Here is a 16,711-nt window from a genome sequence, read left to right as displayed (position 1 = left end):
GCGTCGATGTCCTCGAAGATCCGGTCCAGGATCCGCACCAGCACGTTCAGCGCGCCCTGGTAGCCCCAGGTCGGGTAGCGGTGGTGGTGGTGACGGTCGAAGATCGGGTAGGTCAGGCGGATCAGCGGAACCTTGGTGTCGCGCTCCAGATACTTGCCGTAGCTGTTGCCGATGATGTAGTCCACCTTGTCGGTGAAGATCAGCGAGCGCAGGTGCCACAGATCCTTGCCGCCATGGGCCGCGCCCGAGGCGCCGAAGGGCGAGGCGTCCAGCGCCTTCTGGACCTGCTTCTCCCACTTCTTGGAGCCGGAGGTCGACAGGATATGGACCGGCTCCGCACCCAGCTCCAGCAGGAAGCGGGTCATGCCGAGGCAGAAGTCCGGGTCGCCGTAGACCGCGAAGCGCTTGCCGTGCATGTGGGTGTGGCTGTCGGCGATGGCGTCGACCAGACGGCCGCGCTCCAGCTTCAGGCTGGCCGGCACCGGCTTGCCCGACAATTCGGCGAGCTTCAGCAGCAGCTCGTCGGTGGCGGTGACGCCCATCGGGTAGTTGAACTTGGCGACCTGCTGGCCCTTCTCCTTGCAGAACTGCAGGGTCTGGGTCGTGTTGTACTCCTGCATGGAGAGGGTGGCCTTGGCGTGCAGGGCCTCCTTGGTCTCCTCGATGGTGGTGCCGCCGTCATACATGCGGTACTCGCCATCCATCGGCGTGTCGAAATTGTCGGACACGTCGGACAGGATCTGCAGCTTCACGCCGAATTCGCCGGCAATGCGCTTCAGCTCGCGGTTGTTGCCGACGGCGAAGCCGTCGAAGCCCGGGATCAGGTTGATCTGCTCGGTCTTGGGCGTGTCGAAATTCTCCGACGTGCCCCAGAAGTTGGTCAGGATCCCCTTGATCATGTTGTCGTAGCCGACGATGTGGCTGCCGACGAAGGCCGGGGTGTGGGCGTAGGGCACCGGGAAATCGGCCGGGACGCTGTCCTTGTTCTTGGCGTTGGCGATGAAGCCCTGCAGGTCGTCGCCGATGACTTCGGCCATGCAGGTGGTCATCACCGCGATCATCTTCGGCTTGTAGAGCGCATAGGCGTTCGCCAGGCCGTCGATCATGTTGTTCAGGCCGCCGAACACCGCCGCGTCTTCCGTCATCGACGAGGAGACCGCGCTGTTCGGCTCCTTGAAGTGGCGGGTCAGATGGGTGCGGTAATAGGCGACGCAGCCCTGGGAGCCATGGACGAAGGGCAGGGTGCCCTCGAAGCCCTGGGCGGCGAACATCGCGCCGATCGGCTGGCAGGCCTTGGTCGGGTTGATGACGACCGCTTCACGGGCGAAGTTCTTCGCCTTGTACTCTTCGGACTTGGTCCATTCGGAGACGCGGGCGACTTCCTCGTCCGAATGGCCGTACTCGAACTCGGTCTTCTTCTTCTCGAACATCGCCGCATATTCGGGCTGCCGGAAGAGGGTGTAGTGGTCGAGGACCTTGTCGGCGCTCTGCGAAAGCTTGTCGGTCATTCTCAAATTCTCCTGTTCCAGAGGCCGATGGTCAGAACGGGGCCTTCATCACGCCCCAGACGGGGTTGTTGATGGCCAGGTCCATGTCGCGGGCGAAGATCGCGAAGCCGTCATAGCCGTGGTACGGGCCGGAGTAGTCCCAGCTGTGCATCTGGCGGAACGGCAGGCCCATCTTCTGGAACACGTATTTTTCCTTGATGCCCGACGCGACGAGGTCGGGACGCATCGCCTCGACGAACTTCTCCAGCTCGAACGCGGTGACGTCGTCGTAGATCAGCGTGCCTTCCTTCACATAGTGGGGCGTGCGCTGATAGTCGTCGTTGTGGGCGAACTCGTAACCGGTGCCGATGATCTCCATGCCCAGGTCATGATAGGCATCGACGACGTGGCGGGGACGCAGGCCGCCGACGTAGATCATGACCTTCTTGCCGTTCAGCCGCGGCTTGTACTTGGCGATGACCGCATCGACCATCGGCTGGTAGCGGGCGATGACCTTCTCGGCGTTCTCCTTGATCTTGTTGTCGAAGAGCGCGGCGATCTTGCGCAGGGACTCGGCGATCTGGCTCGGGCCGAAGAAGTTGTATTCCATCCACGGAATATTGAACTTCTCTTCCATGTGGCGCGCGATGTAGTTCATCGAGCGGTAGCAGTGGATCAGGTTGACCTTGGCCTTCGGCGTGTTCTCCAGCTCGGCCAGCGTGCCGTCGCCCGACCACTGGGCGATCACGCGCAGGCCGATCTCCTCAAGCAGGATGCGGGACGACCAGGCGTCGCCGCCGATGTTGTAATCGCCGATGATGGTGACGTCATAGGGGGTGGAGACGAAGTCGGCCTTGGGTTCCGTCTTCTCGAACACCCAGTCGCGGATGGCGTCGTTGGCGATGTGGTGGCCCAGCGACTGGGACACGCCGCGGAAGCCTTCGCAGCGCACGGGGATGACCGGCTTGCCGATTTCCGCCGACTTGGCGCGGGCGACCGCCTCGATGTCGTCGCCGATCAGGCCGATCGGGCATTCCGACTGGATCGAGATGCCGTTCACCAGCGGGAACAGCTCGTTGATTTCCTCGATGACCTTGTGCAGCTTCTTGTCGCCGCCGAAGACGATGTCCTTCTCCTGGAAGTCGGAGGTGAAGTGCATCGTGCCCCAGCTGTCCACACCGGTGTCGCCGATGTAGTAGTTGCGGCGGCCGGACCAGGAGTAGTAGCCGCAGCCGACCGGGCCGTGGGAGATGTGGATCATGTCCTTGATCGGACCCCACACCACGCCCTTCGAGCCGGCGTAGGCGCAACCGCGGATGGTCATGACGCCGGGGATGGACTTGACGTTCGACTTGACGCCGCAGTCCTTGGCCTCGGCCTCCAGCACGTTCAGGTGCTTGGCGCGGCGCTTGCGGGACTTTTCGGGATAGGCTTCGAGGACTTCGTTGACGAGGTTCTTGACGTCGACCGTGGTGTTCTCGGACAGGCTCATAGCCGGCCTCCTGCTTGAATATTCCGCGCCACTGCAGCGCGTGACCGAGCCCCTCCCTCCCACGCCGTCGCCCCTGGGCATGCCCTTACGGGGTGTCTTGGGTCGGCGTTGTGCGGGGCTGGGGATGGGGCCAGTGTTCAGGCGGTCCCCCCTGCGCCGATGGGGCAGGGGGGCCGGTAGGCAACCGTCGCTAGGCCTGGGGTCAGGCGCCGGCCTTGGCCGCTTCCTTGGCGGCCAGCTCGGCGAGCTGCTGCTCCTCGGTCTTCATGATGCCGAAGTCCATCAGCATCTCTTCCAGCTCTTCCATGGTGATCGGGGTCGGGATGCAACCCTGGCCGGAATTCGCGTGGATCTTGTTGGCAAGCGCGCGGTATTCGCCAGCCTGCTTGCTGTCCGGGGCGTACTCGATGACCGTCATGCGGCGCAGCTCGGCGTGCTGGACGATGTTGTCGCGCGGCACGAAGTGGATCAGCTTGGAGCCCAGGCGCTTGGCCAGCGCGTCGGCCAGATCCCATTCCTTGTCGGTCTGGCGCTCGTTGCAGATCAGGCCGCCGAGGCGGACGCCGCCGCTGTGCGCGTACTTCAGGATGCCCTTGGCGATGTTGTTGGCGGCGTAGAGCGCCATCATCTCGCCGGACATGACGATGTAGATTTCCTGGGCCTTGTTCTCGCGGATCGGCATGGCGAAGCCGCCGCAGACCACGTCGCCCAGCACGTCGTAGGACACATAGTCCACGTCGTCGTAGGCGCCGTTCTCTTCCAGGAAGTTGATCGAGGTGATGACGCCGCGGCCGGCGCAGCCGACCCCCGGCTCCGGACCGCCGGACTCGACGCACTTGATGTTCTTGTAGCCGACCTTGAGGACGTCTTCGAGTTCCAGATCCTCGACCGAGCCGGCTTCGGCGGCCAGATGCAGGACGGTGTCCTGGGCCTTCGCGTGCAGGATCAGGCGGGTCGAGTCGGCCTTCGGATCACAGCCGACGATCAGGATCTTCTGATCCAGCTCGACCAGCGCGGCCAGCGTGTTCTGAGAGGTGGTGGACTTACCGATACCGCCCTTGCCGTAAAAGGCGATCTGACGCAGAGGCGCTTTGGCCATGTGGGTCGCTCCTGTGCTTGGGTCGTGGGTGTGTGCTTCGATCCGGTGCGGCCGGTTCGTGGCCGCTTCGGATTTCATGGATTGCACGACCCGTGCCAGAGCGGAGAAAATCGCTAATCCTTTGATAAACATGAGAAAAATATGAAAGCGGGTCTTGTCGCACCTTTGTCGCGGTCCCGACACACACGACAAAGCCCGACATTTTGTCGGGTCTTTGCGACGGGACGGAGCGTTGGGGGGATTTCGAAGGGTCCTGACGGCGTCGCGACTGCCTTAACGGCTTTCGCCCAACGCCTCGCCCGCGACGACGATGCGCAGCGCCAGCTCCTCCACCGCCTCGTCGCGGTTCATGTCATAGAGCAGCTGCGCCAGCAGCCGGCCGCGCGCCATCAGACGGCGGGCCAGTGCCGGGTCGGCGGGCTTCGCCAGCAGGGCTTCGACCAGCCGTTCGCCGGTCAGGCGGGCCAGCGCGTCGCAGCGGTCGACCAGCCGTTGCTTCAGGGTGTCGACGGCGGCGGGACGGCCGGCATGGGTCAGGTCGGCGCAGAAATGGTGCAGGCTGCGCAGCTGGCGCAGCAAGGCTGCGAACAGCAGGTCGTCCAGTTCGCCGCCCGCCGCGGCCTTGCCGACAAGATCGAACAATGTGTCGGAAAGCCGCCATGCCGCCGACAGCCAGTCGTTCATCGCCTTGCGGTCGGCCGGTTCGACGAAGGGGCCGGATTCCTCCTTCGTCTCCTCCTGGTCGTCCAGATTGCGCAGCGCGATGACGATCAGCCCGTCGGCCTGGGCCAGCGTGGCGAGGCTGGCGTGCAGCGTCTTCAGCCCGCGGTCGGCGACGAACCCCTCGATCGCCTCGGTGGCCCGGCGCAGCGAATAGCGGGCCAACCGCCGGGACTGATAGATGACGGTCTGCAGCGCACCGGTGCCGCCCAGTGCCTCCAGCGCCATCCGCCGCACCTCGAAGCGCAGCAGGGCGCGGGCCAGCCGGTCGATGCCGCCGACGTCGATCGGGCGGGTGTCCCTGGTCAGCGTGTCGGCGGTGGCGCGGGCGTCGGCCTCGATGGCGGAGATCACCGCCTGCAGATGGCTCTTGCCGCCTCCCCGCATCCGGCTGACCAGAGCCCGCATCGCCTCGGCAAGATCGACAGCGCCCGGCAGGCTTTCCTCATGGTCGGTTCGGCCGGCCACCAGCCGGTCGATCAGATGATCGCGCACGCCCGGCAGCAGCACGTCGGTGACGATCTGTCCGATCGGCCGCAGCAGCGCGTCCAGCATCCGCCCCGGCGGCTGCCCGACCAGGGCCGGCAGCGGGTTGATCGGTTTGGGCACCAGCCGCGGCCGGTGCGGTTCCAGCAGTTCCAGAACCGCATCGCCGCGCAGGGGCGTGATCGCACCGCGCAGAAGCTGGGCGAGCCGCAATACCGTACGCGCCTCCGCGGCACCGCGGGGCGGCTGGTCGGCGGGCATGCCGGGTGTGGGAGAGGGATCGGCGGCGGGTGGCCGGACAGCGGGCTGGGCGGACCCCGGCGGAGTGCGCCGGCGGTGGCTGTCGTCGTACTTGGTCGGCCAGAAGGCCATGCGTGTGCCGCCGGATCGTAAGCGTCGCTGTACTGAGTATGGGGACGGATCGTTCCGGTTCAAACGGACAATATTGCGATATGCGGCGACAGGCCTCCGGCGGTTGCAGCGGTCAAGGCTTGGCACGCGCGGGCTTATACAATATCCATATAAAGAATAATGGTATTCAGGCGGAGCGGATCGGCGTGGCGGATGGGATCGTGATGCGCACTGTCGACGGGCCGGCGGCGAAGCCCGACTCGCTTCCGGAGTCGTCTTCGGAGTCACCGCTGGCGCTTCGCGCCCACCGCACCAACCTCGTCAATGTTCCGGCCGGCGCGCTCTGCAGCGAGGCTTACAATGACGAGCCGCGCCGCCTGCGGATCGGCGCCACCCGCAGCGAACATGCCGTGCTGTTCGAGGCGCTGGACGAAAGCCGCGACGCGCTGACGGCCTCCGACATCTTCCAGCGCCATATGGCCGAGGTGTTCGGCGTGAACCCGGACTTTTCCGGGACGGAGGGGCCGGACGGCAAGCGGCGCTTCCGCGCCAGTTACCTGCGCCTTCTGAAGGGCTGGCTGTTCGACAGCAACCGGGCGGAAGGGGCGGTGCTGAAGGGCTGGGTCGAAAGCCGGTTCGGCCTGCTCCCGACCTTCCACGGCGAGCCGCTCCGCCGCTTCGCGTCCGACGCCTGGGCCGGCTATGGCGAGCAGAAGCAGTCGACCCGATTCCACAACAACAACATCCATCTGCAACTCGATCTTCTGTACGAGTTCTGCCAGTGGACGATCCGTCGTGGCTGGCCCGATGCGCCGATGCCCAACTGGGCCTCGCACATCCGCCTCTACCGCGGCGTCAACAATTTCGAGGAACACCACATCGTTGCCCGGCCCGACAAGCGCACCGCGGTGCTGCGGCTGAACAACCTGTGTTCCTTTTCCATCGACCGCGACATCGCCGGCCAGTTCGGCGACTACATCCTCGATGCCTGGGTGCCGCTGCCCAAGGTCGTCTTCTTCCGCGACATTCTGCCGCGCTACCCTTTTCAGGGCGAAGGAGAATACTTGGTGATCGGCGGGGATTACCGGGTGGGTGTGTCGCTTCTCTGACAACCTCACGCCCGGCGGCGGCCTTGAGGGCCGTCTCGCGGGGCGCACCAGGAAAGGGCGGGCTCTATGCCCGAAGGCATGACCGATCCGACGATTCCGACGCCCGAAAGCCGCTCCCCTGAAATTCTGTCCCCTGACATCCGATCCAGGGCGCTCGGCGCCTATCTCGGCCTCGCCTGCGGCGATGCCCTGGGGGCGACGGTGGAGTTCCTGACCAAGGGCGAGATCGCCCATCAGTATGGCGTCCACAAGCACATCAAGGGTGGCGGCTGGCTGAAGCTGGCGGCCGGGCAGGTGACCGACGACACCGAGATGTCGCTGCATCTCGGCCGTGCCATCCTGTCCGGTCCGGAGTGGGAGGCCCGCCGCGCCGCCGAGGAGTTCGCCATCTGGCTGAAATCGGTGCCGGTCGATGTCGGCGACACGACGCGCCGCGGCATCCGCCGCTTCATCATGCACGGCACGCTGGAGGAGCCGGAGACGGAATACCATGCCGGCAACGGGGCGGCGATGCGCAACCTGCCGGTGGCGCTGGCGACGCTGGGCGACGATGCGGCTTTCGAGCGCTGGTCGTTGGAACATTTGCACATCACCCATTGCACCAGTTGTCCGATGCCCCGGTGATCGCGCTGGGCCCGATGGTGCGGCGGCTGGTGCTGGGCGGCGGCATCGTTGCCGCGCGGGAGGAGGCGAACGCCCTGGTCGCCCGGCACCGGCAGTTCAAGTTCGAGCCCTATCGCGGCCTGTCGACCGCATTCGTCGTCGATACGGTGCAGACCGTCTTCCACTATTATTTCCAGACCGATTCGGTCGAATCCTGCGTGGTGGAGACGGTGAACCAGGGGGGCGACGCCGACACCACCGGCGCCATCGCCGGCATGCTGGCCGGCGCCACCTATGGCGTCGGGTCGATCCCGCCGCGCTGGCTGCGCAAGCTGGACGGCAAGGTCCATGACGAGATTTGTCGGCAAACCGACGCGCTGCTGGCCCGCGCGCCGCTGTTCCAGGGGAGATGAGCGATGGCCGATGTGATTTTCTTCGAGAAGCCCGGCTGTGGCGGCAATGCGCGCCAGAAGGCGTTGCTGGAGCAGGCCGGGCACCGGGTGGTCGCCCGCGACCTGCTGAGCGAACCATGGACGCCGGAGACCCTCCGCCCCTTCTTCGGCGACCGCCCGGTGGCCGACTGGTTCAACCGCGCCGCCCCGGCGGTGAAGAGCGGCGAGGTCATGCCGGATGCGATGGACGAGGCCGCGGCACTGGCGGCGATGGTCGAACGCCCGCTGCTGATCCGCCGCCCGCTGATGCAGGTCGGCGACCGCCGCGACTGCGGCTTCGAGACCGGGCGGGTGGACGCCTGGATCGGGCTGGGCGGCGCTGCGCCGGCGGACGCGAAGATGGAGGGCTGCCTGCGGCCGGACATGCCGCCCTGCCCAAAACCTTGAGGGCCAAAATCTTGAGGCCCGAAACCTTGAATGTCAAAGCGTGACCTTGCGCACCGCGTCTTGTAGCTTGTCGCTCCCAAAGGGCGACGACAAGCGGCGGACGAGGACATCATGTGCGAACTCCTGGGCATGAGCGCCAACGTGCCCACGGACATCTGTTTCAGCTTCGCCGGTCTGATGCGCCGCGGCGGCCAGACCGGTCCGCACCGCGATGGCTGGGGCATCGCCTTCTACGAGGGCAAGGGATGCCGCACCTTCCATGACCCGGCCCCCAGCGCCGAGTCCGAGATCGCCCGGTTGGTCAGCCAGTATTCGATCAAGTCCTGCACGGTGATTTCGCACATCCGCCGCGCCAACCGGGGCCGGGTGTCGCTGGAGAACACCCATCCCTTCACCCGCGAGCTGTGGGGACGGGTGTGGACCTTCGCCCACAACGGCCAGCTGAAAGGGATCAAGGACCGCATCCTGACCTTTTACGAGCCGGTCGGCAGCACCGACAGCGAACATGCCTTCTGCTGGCTGCTCGACCAGATCCGCATGCAGTATCCGGAGCCGCCGAAGACGACGGCCGGGCTGATGAAGCTGATCCGCCATCTGGCCGCCGACCTGGGATCCCTGGGCGTCTTCAACATGCTGCTCAGCGACGGGCGCTATCTGTGGTGCCATTGCGCCACCAACCTCGCCTGGCTGACCCGCAAGGCGCCCTTCGGCGCCGCCACCCTGGTCGACGCCGACATGAGCGTCGATTTCTCCAAGGAGACGACGCCCAACGATGTCGTCACCGTCGTCGCCACCCGGCCGCTGACCAGGAACGAGGCCTGGACGGTGATGCAGCCGGGCCAGATGGCCGTGTTCCGCAGCGGGGCGCTGGTGACGCGCTGACCCGGCTGTAGGGATTGTTGCGCCATTGGAGACGATGTTTCGCGCACAGCCCAGCTTAACCTCTGGAAAACAAATGGGCATGGTGGGCATGAGAAAACGGCCGGTTCCCCTACGGCCGCAACAACCAAGAGGCTCCTTCCGTCATGACCAAGATCCTGCATGTCGACTCCAGCCCGCTCGGCACCGCCTCGGTCACCCGCCAGCTGACCGCCTCCATCGTCGAGGCTCTGGTGAAGGCCGATCCGGCGGCCAGCGTCGTCACCCGTGACGTCGCCGCCAACCCGCCGGCCCATCTGGACGGTGAGCTGCTCCAGGTCGTCAAGCTGGGCGTCGTCGAGGGGCTGAGCCCGCGCCAGAGCGAAGAATTGGCCCTGACCAACGCCCTGCTCGACGAGTTCCTGGCCGCCGACGTCGTCGTGGTCGGCGCGCCGATGTACAACTTCTCCGTCCCGAGCCAGCTGAAGGCCTGGATCGACCGCCTCGCCCAGGCCGGCCGCACCTTCCGCTACACCGAGAAGGGTCCTGAGGGTCTGGCCGGCGGCAAGCGCGTGATCGTCGCCTCGGGCCGCGGCGGCGTCTATTCGACCAACCCGGCGCTGGCCGGTCTGGACCACCAGGAAGCCTATCTGCGCACGGTGTTCGGCTTCTTCGGCATCACCGACGTGACCTTCATCCGCGCCGAGGGCGTCGGCATGGGTCCGGAGGCCAAGGACAAGGCGCTGGCCGCTGCGGCGAAGGAGATCGAGGGCCTGCTGGCGGCTGCCTGAGGCTGAGTTTCAGGCTGAGATGGGGGCGGGTGTTGCACCCGCCCCTTTTCTTTATTGGAACGCCACTTCCGCCAGGCTGCGCAGCTTGCGGGAATGCAGCGTCTCCATCCCGTGCTCGCGCAGCAGTTCCATCGCCAGCACGCCGATTTTCAGATGCTGGTCGACCCGCTCGCGGTAGAAGCGGTCGGCCATCCCCGGCAGTTTAAGCTGCCCATGCATCGGCTTGTCCGACACGCACAGCAACGTCCCGTACGGCACGCGGAAGCGGAAGCCGTTGGCGGCGATCGTCGCGCTTTCCATGTCCAACGCGATGGCGCGGCTCTGGCTGAAGCGCATCAGCGGTTCACGATGGTCGCGCAACTCCCAGTTCCGGTTGTCGATGGTCGCCACCGTGCCGGTGCGCATGATCCCCTTCAGGTCGAAGCCCGACAGCCCGGTCACCCGTTCCACCGCCGTCTCCAGCGCCCGCTGTACCTCGGCCAGCGCCGGAACCGGCACCCACAGCGGAAGGTCGGCATCCAGCACATGGTCCTCGCGGACATAGCCGTGGGCCAGCACATAGTCGCCCAGCCGCTGGGTGTGGCGCAGGCCGGCGCAGTGGCCCAGCATCAGCCAGGCATGCGGGCGGAGCACCGCGATGTGGTCGGTGATCGTCTTGGCATTCGACGGGCCGACGCCGATGTTCACCAGCGTGATGCCGTTGCCGTCCGGCCGCTTCAGGTGATAGGCCGGCATCTGTGGCATGCGCGTCAGCTTGCCCGTGGGGACATCCTCGCCGCCGCCGAGATTCCGGTTGGTGGTCACGACGTCGCCCGGCTCGACGAAGCTGTCATATTGGGCGCGGTAGGCGGCAAGCTCGGCGTCGCCGGTCGGCTCCATGATCTCGCGCGACAGCCGGATGAACTCGTCGACATAGAACTGGTAGTTGGTGAACAGGACGAAGTTCTGGAAATGCTCCGGCGCCGTCGCGGTGTAGTGGCGCAGGCGGTGCAGCGAGAAATCCACCCGCGGCGCCGTGAACAGAGCCAGCGGCTTCACCGCGTCCGGCCCGGTGTCGCAGGTGCCGTTGACGATGGTGTCGTCCATCCGCGCCAGATCGGGCAGGTCGAACAGGTCCGGCAGCTTGGTCAGCCGGTCCGGCGGCAGATCGCCTTCCACATACATGCCGTTGGGAAAGGCGAAGTGGATCGGGATCGCTTCCTCGCTGACGCCGATCTCCAGCGGCACATGATGGTTGCGCAGCAGAAGCGTGAATTGTTCCAGCAGGTAGCGCTCGAACAGATCGGGCCGCGTCACCGTGGTGGCATGGACGCCGACCCCTTCGACGAAGCCGTAGGACAGTCGCGTATCGACCGCGGCCCCCGACACGGCGGTCAGCCGGACATAGGGGTAATAGGCCCGGTTCCGTCCTCCCTCTTCCTCGCCCTGGGTGTAGGCGGCGAAGCGGTCGCGCAAATAGGCGGTGTTGCGTTCGTAAATGTCGCGCACGCAGGCCAGCGCGGCTTTGGCATCGGTGAAGCGCCCGGCCGACCCGGGCTGGAACGGGGCTTTATCAGTCATGCTGTCCAAGATGGGGTACGAACGACCGGCTGGGAAGGCCGAATTTCGGCCAGCCGCCGGCGCTTATCCGTTTGGCGACGATGGTTCGCCGGTTACTCGGCGCCCAGCCCCATCAGCGATTTGGCGAAGGCGTCGGCGTCGAACGGGCGCAGGTCGTAGACGCCCTCGCCGACGCCGATGGCGTGGACCGGGATCCTGAACTTCTCGGCCAGCGAGACCAGAACGCCGCCGCGGGCGGAGCCGTCCAGCTTGGTCAGGATCAGGCCGTTGACGTTGACCATGTCGCGGAAGATCTCCACCTGGCTGTGCGCGTTCTGGCCGGTGGTGGCGTCCAGCGTCAGCAGGGTGGTGTGCGGCGCCGTCTGGTCCAGCTTCTTGATGACACGGACGATCTTGCGCAGCTCCTCCATCAGCCCGGTCTTGTTCTGCAAGCGGCCGGCGGTGTCGATCAGCAGCACGTCGACCCCTTCGGCCTTGGCGCGCTCCAGCGCGTCATAGGCAAGGCCGGCGGCGTCCGCTCCGGTGTCGCGGGCGACGACCGGGCAGCCGGTGCGCTCGCCCCAGATCTTCAGCTGGCTGACCGCCGCCGCGCGGAAGGTGTCGCCGGCCGCCAGCATCACGCTCTTGCCCTCCGCCTTGAACTGGCGGGCGAGCTTGCCGATGGTGGTGGTCTTGCCGGTGCCGTTGACGCCGACGACCAGGATGACGTGCGGCTTCAACGCCAGGTCCAGCACCAGCGGCTTGGCGACCGGGGTGACGATCCTGGACACCTCGGCGGCCAGCGTCGCCTTGACCTCCTCCGGCGAAACCTCCTTGCCGAAGCGGGTGCGCGCCAGCTCCGCCGTGACCTTGGCCGCGGTGGCCGGGCCGAGGTCGGCGGTGATCAGCAGTTCCTCCAGCTCCTCCAGCGCCTCGTCATCGAGCTTGCGCTTGGTGAAGATGCTGGTGATGCCGTCGGTCAGCTTGGAGGAGGACTTCGACAGCCCTTCCTTCAGCTTGGCGAACCAGCCCCTCTTGGTCGGCGGCGCTTCCTCGGCAACGGCGGCCGGGGCGGGAGACGGCGGGAGTTCAGGAACGGGCTCCGGCTCCGGCGCTGGGGGGAGTGGCGCAGGAGAGGGTGGCGGCTCGACCGGTGCCACGACGGCAGGCGGCGTCACCGGTGTGGCCGGAGTCTGGGGAACCGGGGCGGGCGGCTCGATGCTCGGCGGGGCAGGCGCCAGTTCCGGGGCCGGTTCCGGTTCCAGTGCGGGCGTGGCGGACTCCAGGGTGACCGGTTGGTCCTTCGCCGCCTCGTCCTTGGGCGCGGTCTCTTCGGGCTTCTTGCGGCCGAACCAGCGGAAAATCATGGAGTGTCCACTATGAAAGGGGTCAGAGCGGGGTGCCGGTCAGCACGCCGTCCTTGAGGCCGGTGATGGCGGCGGGCACCAGCGAGCCGGGCGGGAAGGGCTGGCCGAGGCGGATCGCGGCGAAATGTTCGGTGCGGCCCAGATCGTCCTTTTCCACCAGCACCGTCGCGGTGCGGCCGACGAGGCTCGCCAGTGTGCGGGCCTCCGCCGCTTCGCCGGCGGCGCGCAGGCGGGCGGCGCGCTCCTTGCGGACGGCGCCGTCGACCTGGGGCATGCGGGCGGCCGGCGTGCCGGGGCGCGGGCTGTAGGGAAAGACATGCAACCAGGTCAGGCCGCATTCCTCCACCAGCCGCATGGTGTTCTGGAACATCTCCTCGGTCTCCGTCGGGAAACCGGCGATGAAGTCGGCGCCGAACACCACGTCGGGGCGGACCGAGCGCACCCGCTCGCAAAACGCGATGGAATCGGCGCGGCCATGGCGGCGCTTCATCCGCTTCAGCACCATGTCGTCACCGGCCTGCAGCGACAGGTGAAGGTGCGGCATCAGGCGCGGCTCGTTCTCGATCAGGCGCCAGAGGTCGTCGTCCATCTCGATACAGTCGATGGAGGACAGGCGCAGCCGCGGCAGGTCCGGCACCAGAGCCAGCAGCCGGCGCACCATCTGCCCCAGCGAGGGCGATCCCGGCAGGTCGGGGCCATAGCTGGTGATGTCGACGCCCGACAGCACAACCTCGTTGTAGCCGGCCTTCACCAGCGCCTGGACCTGCTCGACGATGCCGCCGATGGGGACGGAGCGCGAGGGACCGCGGCCATAGGGAATGATGCAGAAGGTGCAGCGGTGGTCACAGCCCTGCTGGACCTGGACGAAGGCGCGGGCGCGGTCCTCGAAGCCGCCGATCAGGTGACCGGCGGTCTCCTTCACCGACATGATGTCGTTGACCAGCACCTTTTCGGCCGGCGGCAGGCCCCAGCTTTCCGGTTGCAGCTTTTCCTGGTTGCCCAGGACCTGATCGACCTCCGGCATCGCCGCGAAGCGCTGCGGGTCGATCTGCGCGGCGCAGCCGGTGACGACGATGCGGGCATCCGGCCGCTCGCGCCGCAGCTTGCGGATGGTCTGCCGCGCCTGCCGCTCGGCTTCCGACGTCACGGCGCAGGTGTTGACGATCACCACATCGTCCAGCCCGGCGCTGCGCACATGGTTGCGCATCACCTCGGACTCGTAGCTGTTCAGGCGGCAGCCGAAGGTGACGATCTCCGGACCGGCCTGCGTCGTGCTGTCGGTGCTGTCGCTCATACCGAAACCAGTTCGGGCGACAGCCGGCCGCTGAAGCTCAGCGCGATCGGGCCCGTCATCAGCACGCGGCCGTCCTCGGTCCATTCGATGGTCAGCGTGCCGCCGTCCAAAATGATGTCTGCCTTGCGGCCGGTCAGGCCACGGCGCACCGCGGCGACCAGCGTGGCGCAGGACCCCGACCCGCAGGCCTGGGTGATGCCGGCTCCCCGCTCCCACACCCGCATGCGGATGGCGGTGGGTGACAAAACCTGGGCGAATTCGATGTTGGCGCGCTCGGGGAAGGCCGGGTGGGTCTCGAACACCGGGCCGACCTCGGCCAGCGGCACCGCCTCGGCATCGTCGACGAAGAAGACGGCGTGCGGATTGCCCATGTTCACTGCGACCGGCGCGGCGAAGCCGCCATGCTCGACCTCTTCGACCCGCAGCGTGTCCGCCGGAGCGGCGAGCGGGATCGCCGCCCAGTCGAGGCGGGGAGCGCCCATGTCCACGGTGATCCGGCCATTGTCGGCGCGGGTGGCGCGCAGCAGATCCGCGGCGGTCTGGAAGCTGGCATGGTCGCGCCCGCTCTGCTCCATCAGCAGCCAGCCGACGCAGCGTGACGCGTTGCCGCAGGCCGCGGCCTCGCTGCCGTCGGCGTTGCGGATGCGCATGAAGGCATCGACGCCCGGCGCGTCGGTCTTCTCCAGCACGATGAACTGGTCGCACCCGACACCGGTCCGGCGGTCGGCGATGGCACGCACCTCCGCATCCGACGGGCTGTAGGGTTCGGAACGGGCGTCGATCACGACGAAGTCGTTGCCGAGGCCGTGCATCTTCAGGAATTCGCGGGTCATGGTCGCCGTTATATGGCGAGCCGTGGGAATAAGTCCATAAGGTGCCGCGCAAGGCAGATTCGCGGTCGCCTCCAGACGGCTACGCCCCCTTGAACACCAGATGCTTCGACGCCGCGAAATTGAAGAACATGCCGGCGATGGAGCCGGCGGCCACGGCCAGGAACGGGTGTTCGGCGACCATCTGCACGCTCGATTCCAGCCCGACCGAAACACCGTAATTCACCACGCCGCCGATGGCGTTGGCGGCGATGAACTTGGCCCACTGCCGGTGCAGCGGCTCGTTGGCGGCGCCGCGGAAGGTGAAGGCGCGGTTCAGCGCCCAGGTCGCCGTCGCCGCCGCGAAGAAGGACGGCACGCGGGCGGCGAAGAACTGCAGCCCCAGCGCGAGGCCGGAATAGAGGACGATGGTGTCCACCACCAGTCCGATGACGCCGACGACGCCGAACTTGGCGAACTGCATCCCCAGCCGGCCGAGCCGGCTGTCCAGAAGGTTCGAGACCGACGCCATCACCGGCGTTCGTCCCCACAGCTCCCCGCCAGCGGCGGGTGATAGCCCGGCGCGCGCAGCGACAGGTAACTCATCCGCTTGGCCTCGCGGCGGCCATGGGTGACGGTGTCGAGGATCAGGCCGCAGGTCAGGCTGAGGAAGGCCAGCAGCATCAGCCCGGTGGCGAGCAGGGCGGTGGGGAAGCGCGGGACCAGCCCGGTCTGGAAATAGGTGGCGATCACCGGCACGCCCAGGATCACCGACAGCAGCGCCAGCAGAGCGAAGGCCGCGGAGAAGAAGGGCAGCGGCCGTTCCTCCTTCACCAGGATGATGATGGTGCGCAGGATGCGGATGCCGTCGCGGATGGTGTTCAGCTTGCTGTGCGATCCGGGCGGACGGTCCTTGTAGGGGGTCTTCACCTCGGCGATCGGCATGCGCAGCTCCAGCGCATGGACGGTCAGCTCCGTTTCGGTCTCGAAACCGCTTGCCAGCGCCGGGAAGGACTTCACGAAGCGGCGGGAGAACACCCGGTAGCCCGACAGCATGTCGCCGATGCGGCTGCCGAAGATCTTGGCGACCATGCCGGTCAGCACGAGGTTGCCGAACCGGTGGCCGGGGCGATAGGCGGCGACGATCTCCGTCACCCGCGCGCCGTTGACCATGTCCAGCTGCTCGTCCCACAGGCGCTTGACCAGCTCCGGCGCGCTGGCGGCGTGATAGGTGTCGTCGCCGTCCACCAGCACATAGACGTCCGCCTCGATGTCGGCGAACATGCGGCGCATCACGTTGCCCTTGCCCTGCAGCGGCTCGCGACGGACCACGGCGCCCGCGGCGCGCGCGACCTCCACCGTCCGGTCCTTCGAATTGTTGTCGTAGACATAGACGATGGCGTCCGGCAGGGCCGCGCGGAAGTCCTGCACCACCTTGCCGATCGCCGCCTCCTCGTTGTAGCAGGGGATCAGCACCGCGATGGTGGGAGCCGGGCCGACCGCCGCGGCCGCCGACGGCGTTCCGGAAGCGCCTGCATCCGGGGTGAGGGCGGGGCGGTCAATGGTCGATACGGTCATGGCGCGGACTTCTGGCTGGAGACGGGACAGGTCGGGCTGTCAGCGGCGATAAACAGCACAAACGCCGCGATTATTCCACTGTCTCCCTTTTGTCGGCCGCGCGGTCAACGGCGCATAGGTTCAGGGTCTCCCCCAGATTGTTGGGGATCGGCCGGCAGCGCTGCGGGTCGAGCCGCAGGCCGAGCAGGTCCGCCGCCTTCGCAGCACCGGGGGTGTCGGGGATGGTGCTCAGCATCAGGAAGGGGCCGCGGTGGGAGGCCACCTTGTCCTTCATGATGGCGAGATAGCC

The 16,711-nt window shown here is 66.9% G+C and carries 14 protein-coding genes and 2 pseudogenes; 5 read left to right on the top strand and 11 right to left on the bottom strand.

The window, feature by feature from the left end:
* The 4 genes from nifK to I71_RS00110 all read right to left on the bottom strand — a co-directional run.
* On the bottom strand, positions 1-1,508 hold a 1,508-nt coding region (nifK, locus tag I71_RS00125; protein WP_042688564.1), incomplete at its 3' end, for a nitrogenase molybdenum-iron protein subunit beta.
* Positions 1,509-1,539: 31 nt separating this feature from the next.
* Positions 1,540-2,979 carry a nitrogenase molybdenum-iron protein alpha chain gene (gene nifD, locus I71_RS00120; RefSeq protein ID WP_042688563.1) on the bottom strand — a complete coding sequence of 480 codons (1,440 nt, stop codon included), beginning with the start codon at positions 2,977-2,979 and terminating at the stop codon, positions 1,540-1,542.
* A gap of 202 nt (positions 2,980-3,181) precedes the next feature.
* Entirely contained in the window at positions 3,182-4,078 is an 897-nt protein-coding gene (gene nifH, locus I71_RS00115) for a nitrogenase iron protein (protein ID WP_012973395.1), read from the bottom strand.
* A gap of 273 nt (positions 4,079-4,351) precedes the next feature.
* On the bottom strand, positions 4,352-5,656 hold the full coding sequence (locus I71_RS00110) for a hypothetical protein (protein ID WP_042688562.1): 1,305 nt from the start codon (positions 5,654-5,656) through the stop codon (positions 4,352-4,354).
* Positions 5,657-5,859: 203 nt separating this feature from the next.
* On the opposite strand from I71_RS00110, the gene I71_RS00105 reads away from it, so the two are divergent.
* The 5 genes and pseudogenes from I71_RS00105 (at position 5,860) to I71_RS00085 (ending at position 9,835) form a co-directional block, all read left to right on the top strand.
* The gene (locus I71_RS00105) at positions 5,860-6,744 is read left to right on the top strand and encodes an NAD(+)--dinitrogen-reductase ADP-D-ribosyltransferase (RefSeq protein ID WP_244433520.1); all 885 of its coding nucleotides are present in this window, start codon (positions 5,860-5,862) and stop codon (positions 6,742-6,744) included.
* Positions 6,745-6,867: 123 nt separating this feature from the next.
* Positions 6,868-7,760: pseudogene (gene draG / locus I71_RS00100) on the top strand (ADP-ribosyl-[dinitrogen reductase] hydrolase).
* 3 nt (positions 7,761-7,763) lie between these two features.
* Positions 7,764-8,186 carry an ArsC/Spx/MgsR family protein gene (locus I71_RS00095; protein ID WP_042688560.1) on the top strand — a complete coding sequence of 141 codons (423 nt, stop codon included), beginning with the start codon at positions 7,764-7,766 and terminating at the stop codon, positions 8,184-8,186.
* A gap of 111 nt (positions 8,187-8,297) precedes the next feature.
* A complete protein-coding gene (locus I71_RS00090; protein WP_042688559.1) occupies positions 8,298-9,068 on the top strand; it encodes a class II glutamine amidotransferase in 771 nt (256 codons plus the stop codon).
* Positions 9,069-9,211: 143 nt separating this feature from the next.
* Positions 9,212-9,835 carry an FMN-dependent NADH-azoreductase gene (locus tag I71_RS00085; RefSeq protein ID WP_042688558.1) on the top strand — a complete coding sequence of 208 codons (624 nt, stop codon included), beginning with the start codon at positions 9,212-9,214 and terminating at the stop codon, positions 9,833-9,835.
* A gap of 51 nt (positions 9,836-9,886) precedes the next feature.
* Here the strand turns inward: I71_RS00085 and I71_RS00080 are convergent, their stop codons facing one another.
* The 7 genes and pseudogenes from I71_RS00080 to I71_RS00050 all read right to left on the bottom strand — a co-directional run.
* Positions 9,887-11,395, bottom strand: coding sequence for an AMP nucleosidase (locus I71_RS00080; RefSeq protein ID WP_042688566.1), 1,509 nt, complete (start codon positions 11,393-11,395; stop codon positions 9,887-9,889).
* A gap of 92 nt (positions 11,396-11,487) precedes the next feature.
* Positions 11,488-12,741, bottom strand: coding sequence for a signal recognition particle-docking protein FtsY (gene ftsY, locus I71_RS00075; protein ID WP_083896862.1), 1,254 nt, complete (start codon positions 12,739-12,741; stop codon positions 11,488-11,490).
* A 22-nt stretch (positions 12,742-12,763) separates the two neighbouring features.
* On the bottom strand, positions 12,764-14,035 hold the full coding sequence (mtaB, locus tag I71_RS00070; RefSeq protein WP_042688557.1) for a tRNA (N(6)-L-threonylcarbamoyladenosine(37)-C(2))-methylthiotransferase MtaB: 1,272 nt from the start codon (positions 14,033-14,035) through the stop codon (positions 12,764-12,766).
* Complete coding sequence (dapF, locus tag I71_RS00065) at positions 14,032-14,868, bottom strand: diaminopimelate epimerase (RefSeq protein WP_042688556.1); 837 nt, start codon at positions 14,866-14,868, stop codon at positions 14,032-14,034. The genes mtaB and dapF overlap by 4 nt, the downstream gene beginning before the upstream one ends.
* A gap of 79 nt (positions 14,869-14,947) precedes the next feature.
* Positions 14,948-15,376 (bottom strand): GtrA family protein, encoded by a 429-nt coding sequence (locus I71_RS00060; protein ID WP_042688555.1) that lies wholly within the window; start codon positions 15,374-15,376, stop codon positions 14,948-14,950.
* Positions 15,376-16,422, bottom strand: coding sequence for a glycosyltransferase family 2 protein (locus I71_RS00055; protein ID WP_042688554.1), 1,047 nt, complete (start codon positions 16,420-16,422; stop codon positions 15,376-15,378). Before I71_RS00055 ends, I71_RS00060 begins: the two co-directional genes overlap by 1 nt.
* Before the next feature lie 70 nt (positions 16,423-16,492).
* Positions 16,493-16,711, bottom strand: a pseudogene (locus I71_RS00050) (hypothetical protein); the annotation flags it as partial.

Source organism: Azospirillum sp. B506 (genome assembly GCF_000333595.1).
Lineage (GTDB): Bacteria > Pseudomonadota > Alphaproteobacteria > Azospirillales > Azospirillaceae > Azospirillum.
Note: the sequence above shows the minus strand (reverse complement) of the source record. Positions and strands in the feature narration are given on the sequence as shown.

Bases quoted from the DNA above. Each gene is read 5' to 3' on its own strand.
- nifD (WP_042688563.1), bottom strand. From the start codon at position 2,979: ATGAGCCTGTCCGAGAACACCACGGTCGACGTCAAGAACCTCGTCAAC.
- nifH (WP_012973395.1), bottom strand. From the start codon at position 4,078: ATGGCCAAAGCGCCTCTGCGTCAGATCGCCTTTTACGGCAAGGGCGGT.
- I71_RS00110 (WP_042688562.1), bottom strand. From the start codon at position 5,656: ATGGCCTTCTGGCCGACCAAGTACGACGACAGCCACCGCCGGCGCACT.
- I71_RS00105 (WP_244433520.1), top strand. From the start codon at position 5,860: ATGCGCACTGTCGACGGGCCGGCGGCGAAGCCCGACTCGCTTCCGGAG.
- I71_RS00095 (WP_042688560.1), top strand. From the start codon at position 7,764: ATGGCCGATGTGATTTTCTTCGAGAAGCCCGGCTGTGGCGGCAATGCG.
- I71_RS00090 (WP_042688559.1), top strand. From the start codon at position 8,298: ATGTGCGAACTCCTGGGCATGAGCGCCAACGTGCCCACGGACATCTGT.
- I71_RS00085 (WP_042688558.1), top strand. From the start codon at position 9,212: ATGACCAAGATCCTGCATGTCGACTCCAGCCCGCTCGGCACCGCCTCG.
- I71_RS00080 (WP_042688566.1), bottom strand. From the start codon at position 11,395: ATGACTGATAAAGCCCCGTTCCAGCCCGGGTCGGCCGGGCGCTTCACC.
- ftsY (WP_083896862.1), bottom strand. From the start codon at position 12,741: ATGATTTTCCGCTGGTTCGGCCGCAAGAAGCCCGAAGAGACCGCGCCC.
- mtaB (WP_042688557.1), bottom strand. From the start codon at position 14,035: ATGAGCGACAGCACCGACAGCACGACGCAGGCCGGTCCGGAGATCGTC.
- dapF (WP_042688556.1), bottom strand. From the start codon at position 14,868: ATGACCCGCGAATTCCTGAAGATGCACGGCCTCGGCAACGACTTCGTC.
- I71_RS00060 (WP_042688555.1), bottom strand. From the start codon at position 15,376: ATGGCGTCGGTCTCGAACCTTCTGGACAGCCGGCTCGGCCGGCTGGGG.
- I71_RS00055 (WP_042688554.1), bottom strand. From the start codon at position 16,422: ATGACCGTATCGACCATTGACCGCCCCGCCCTCACCCCGGATGCAGGC.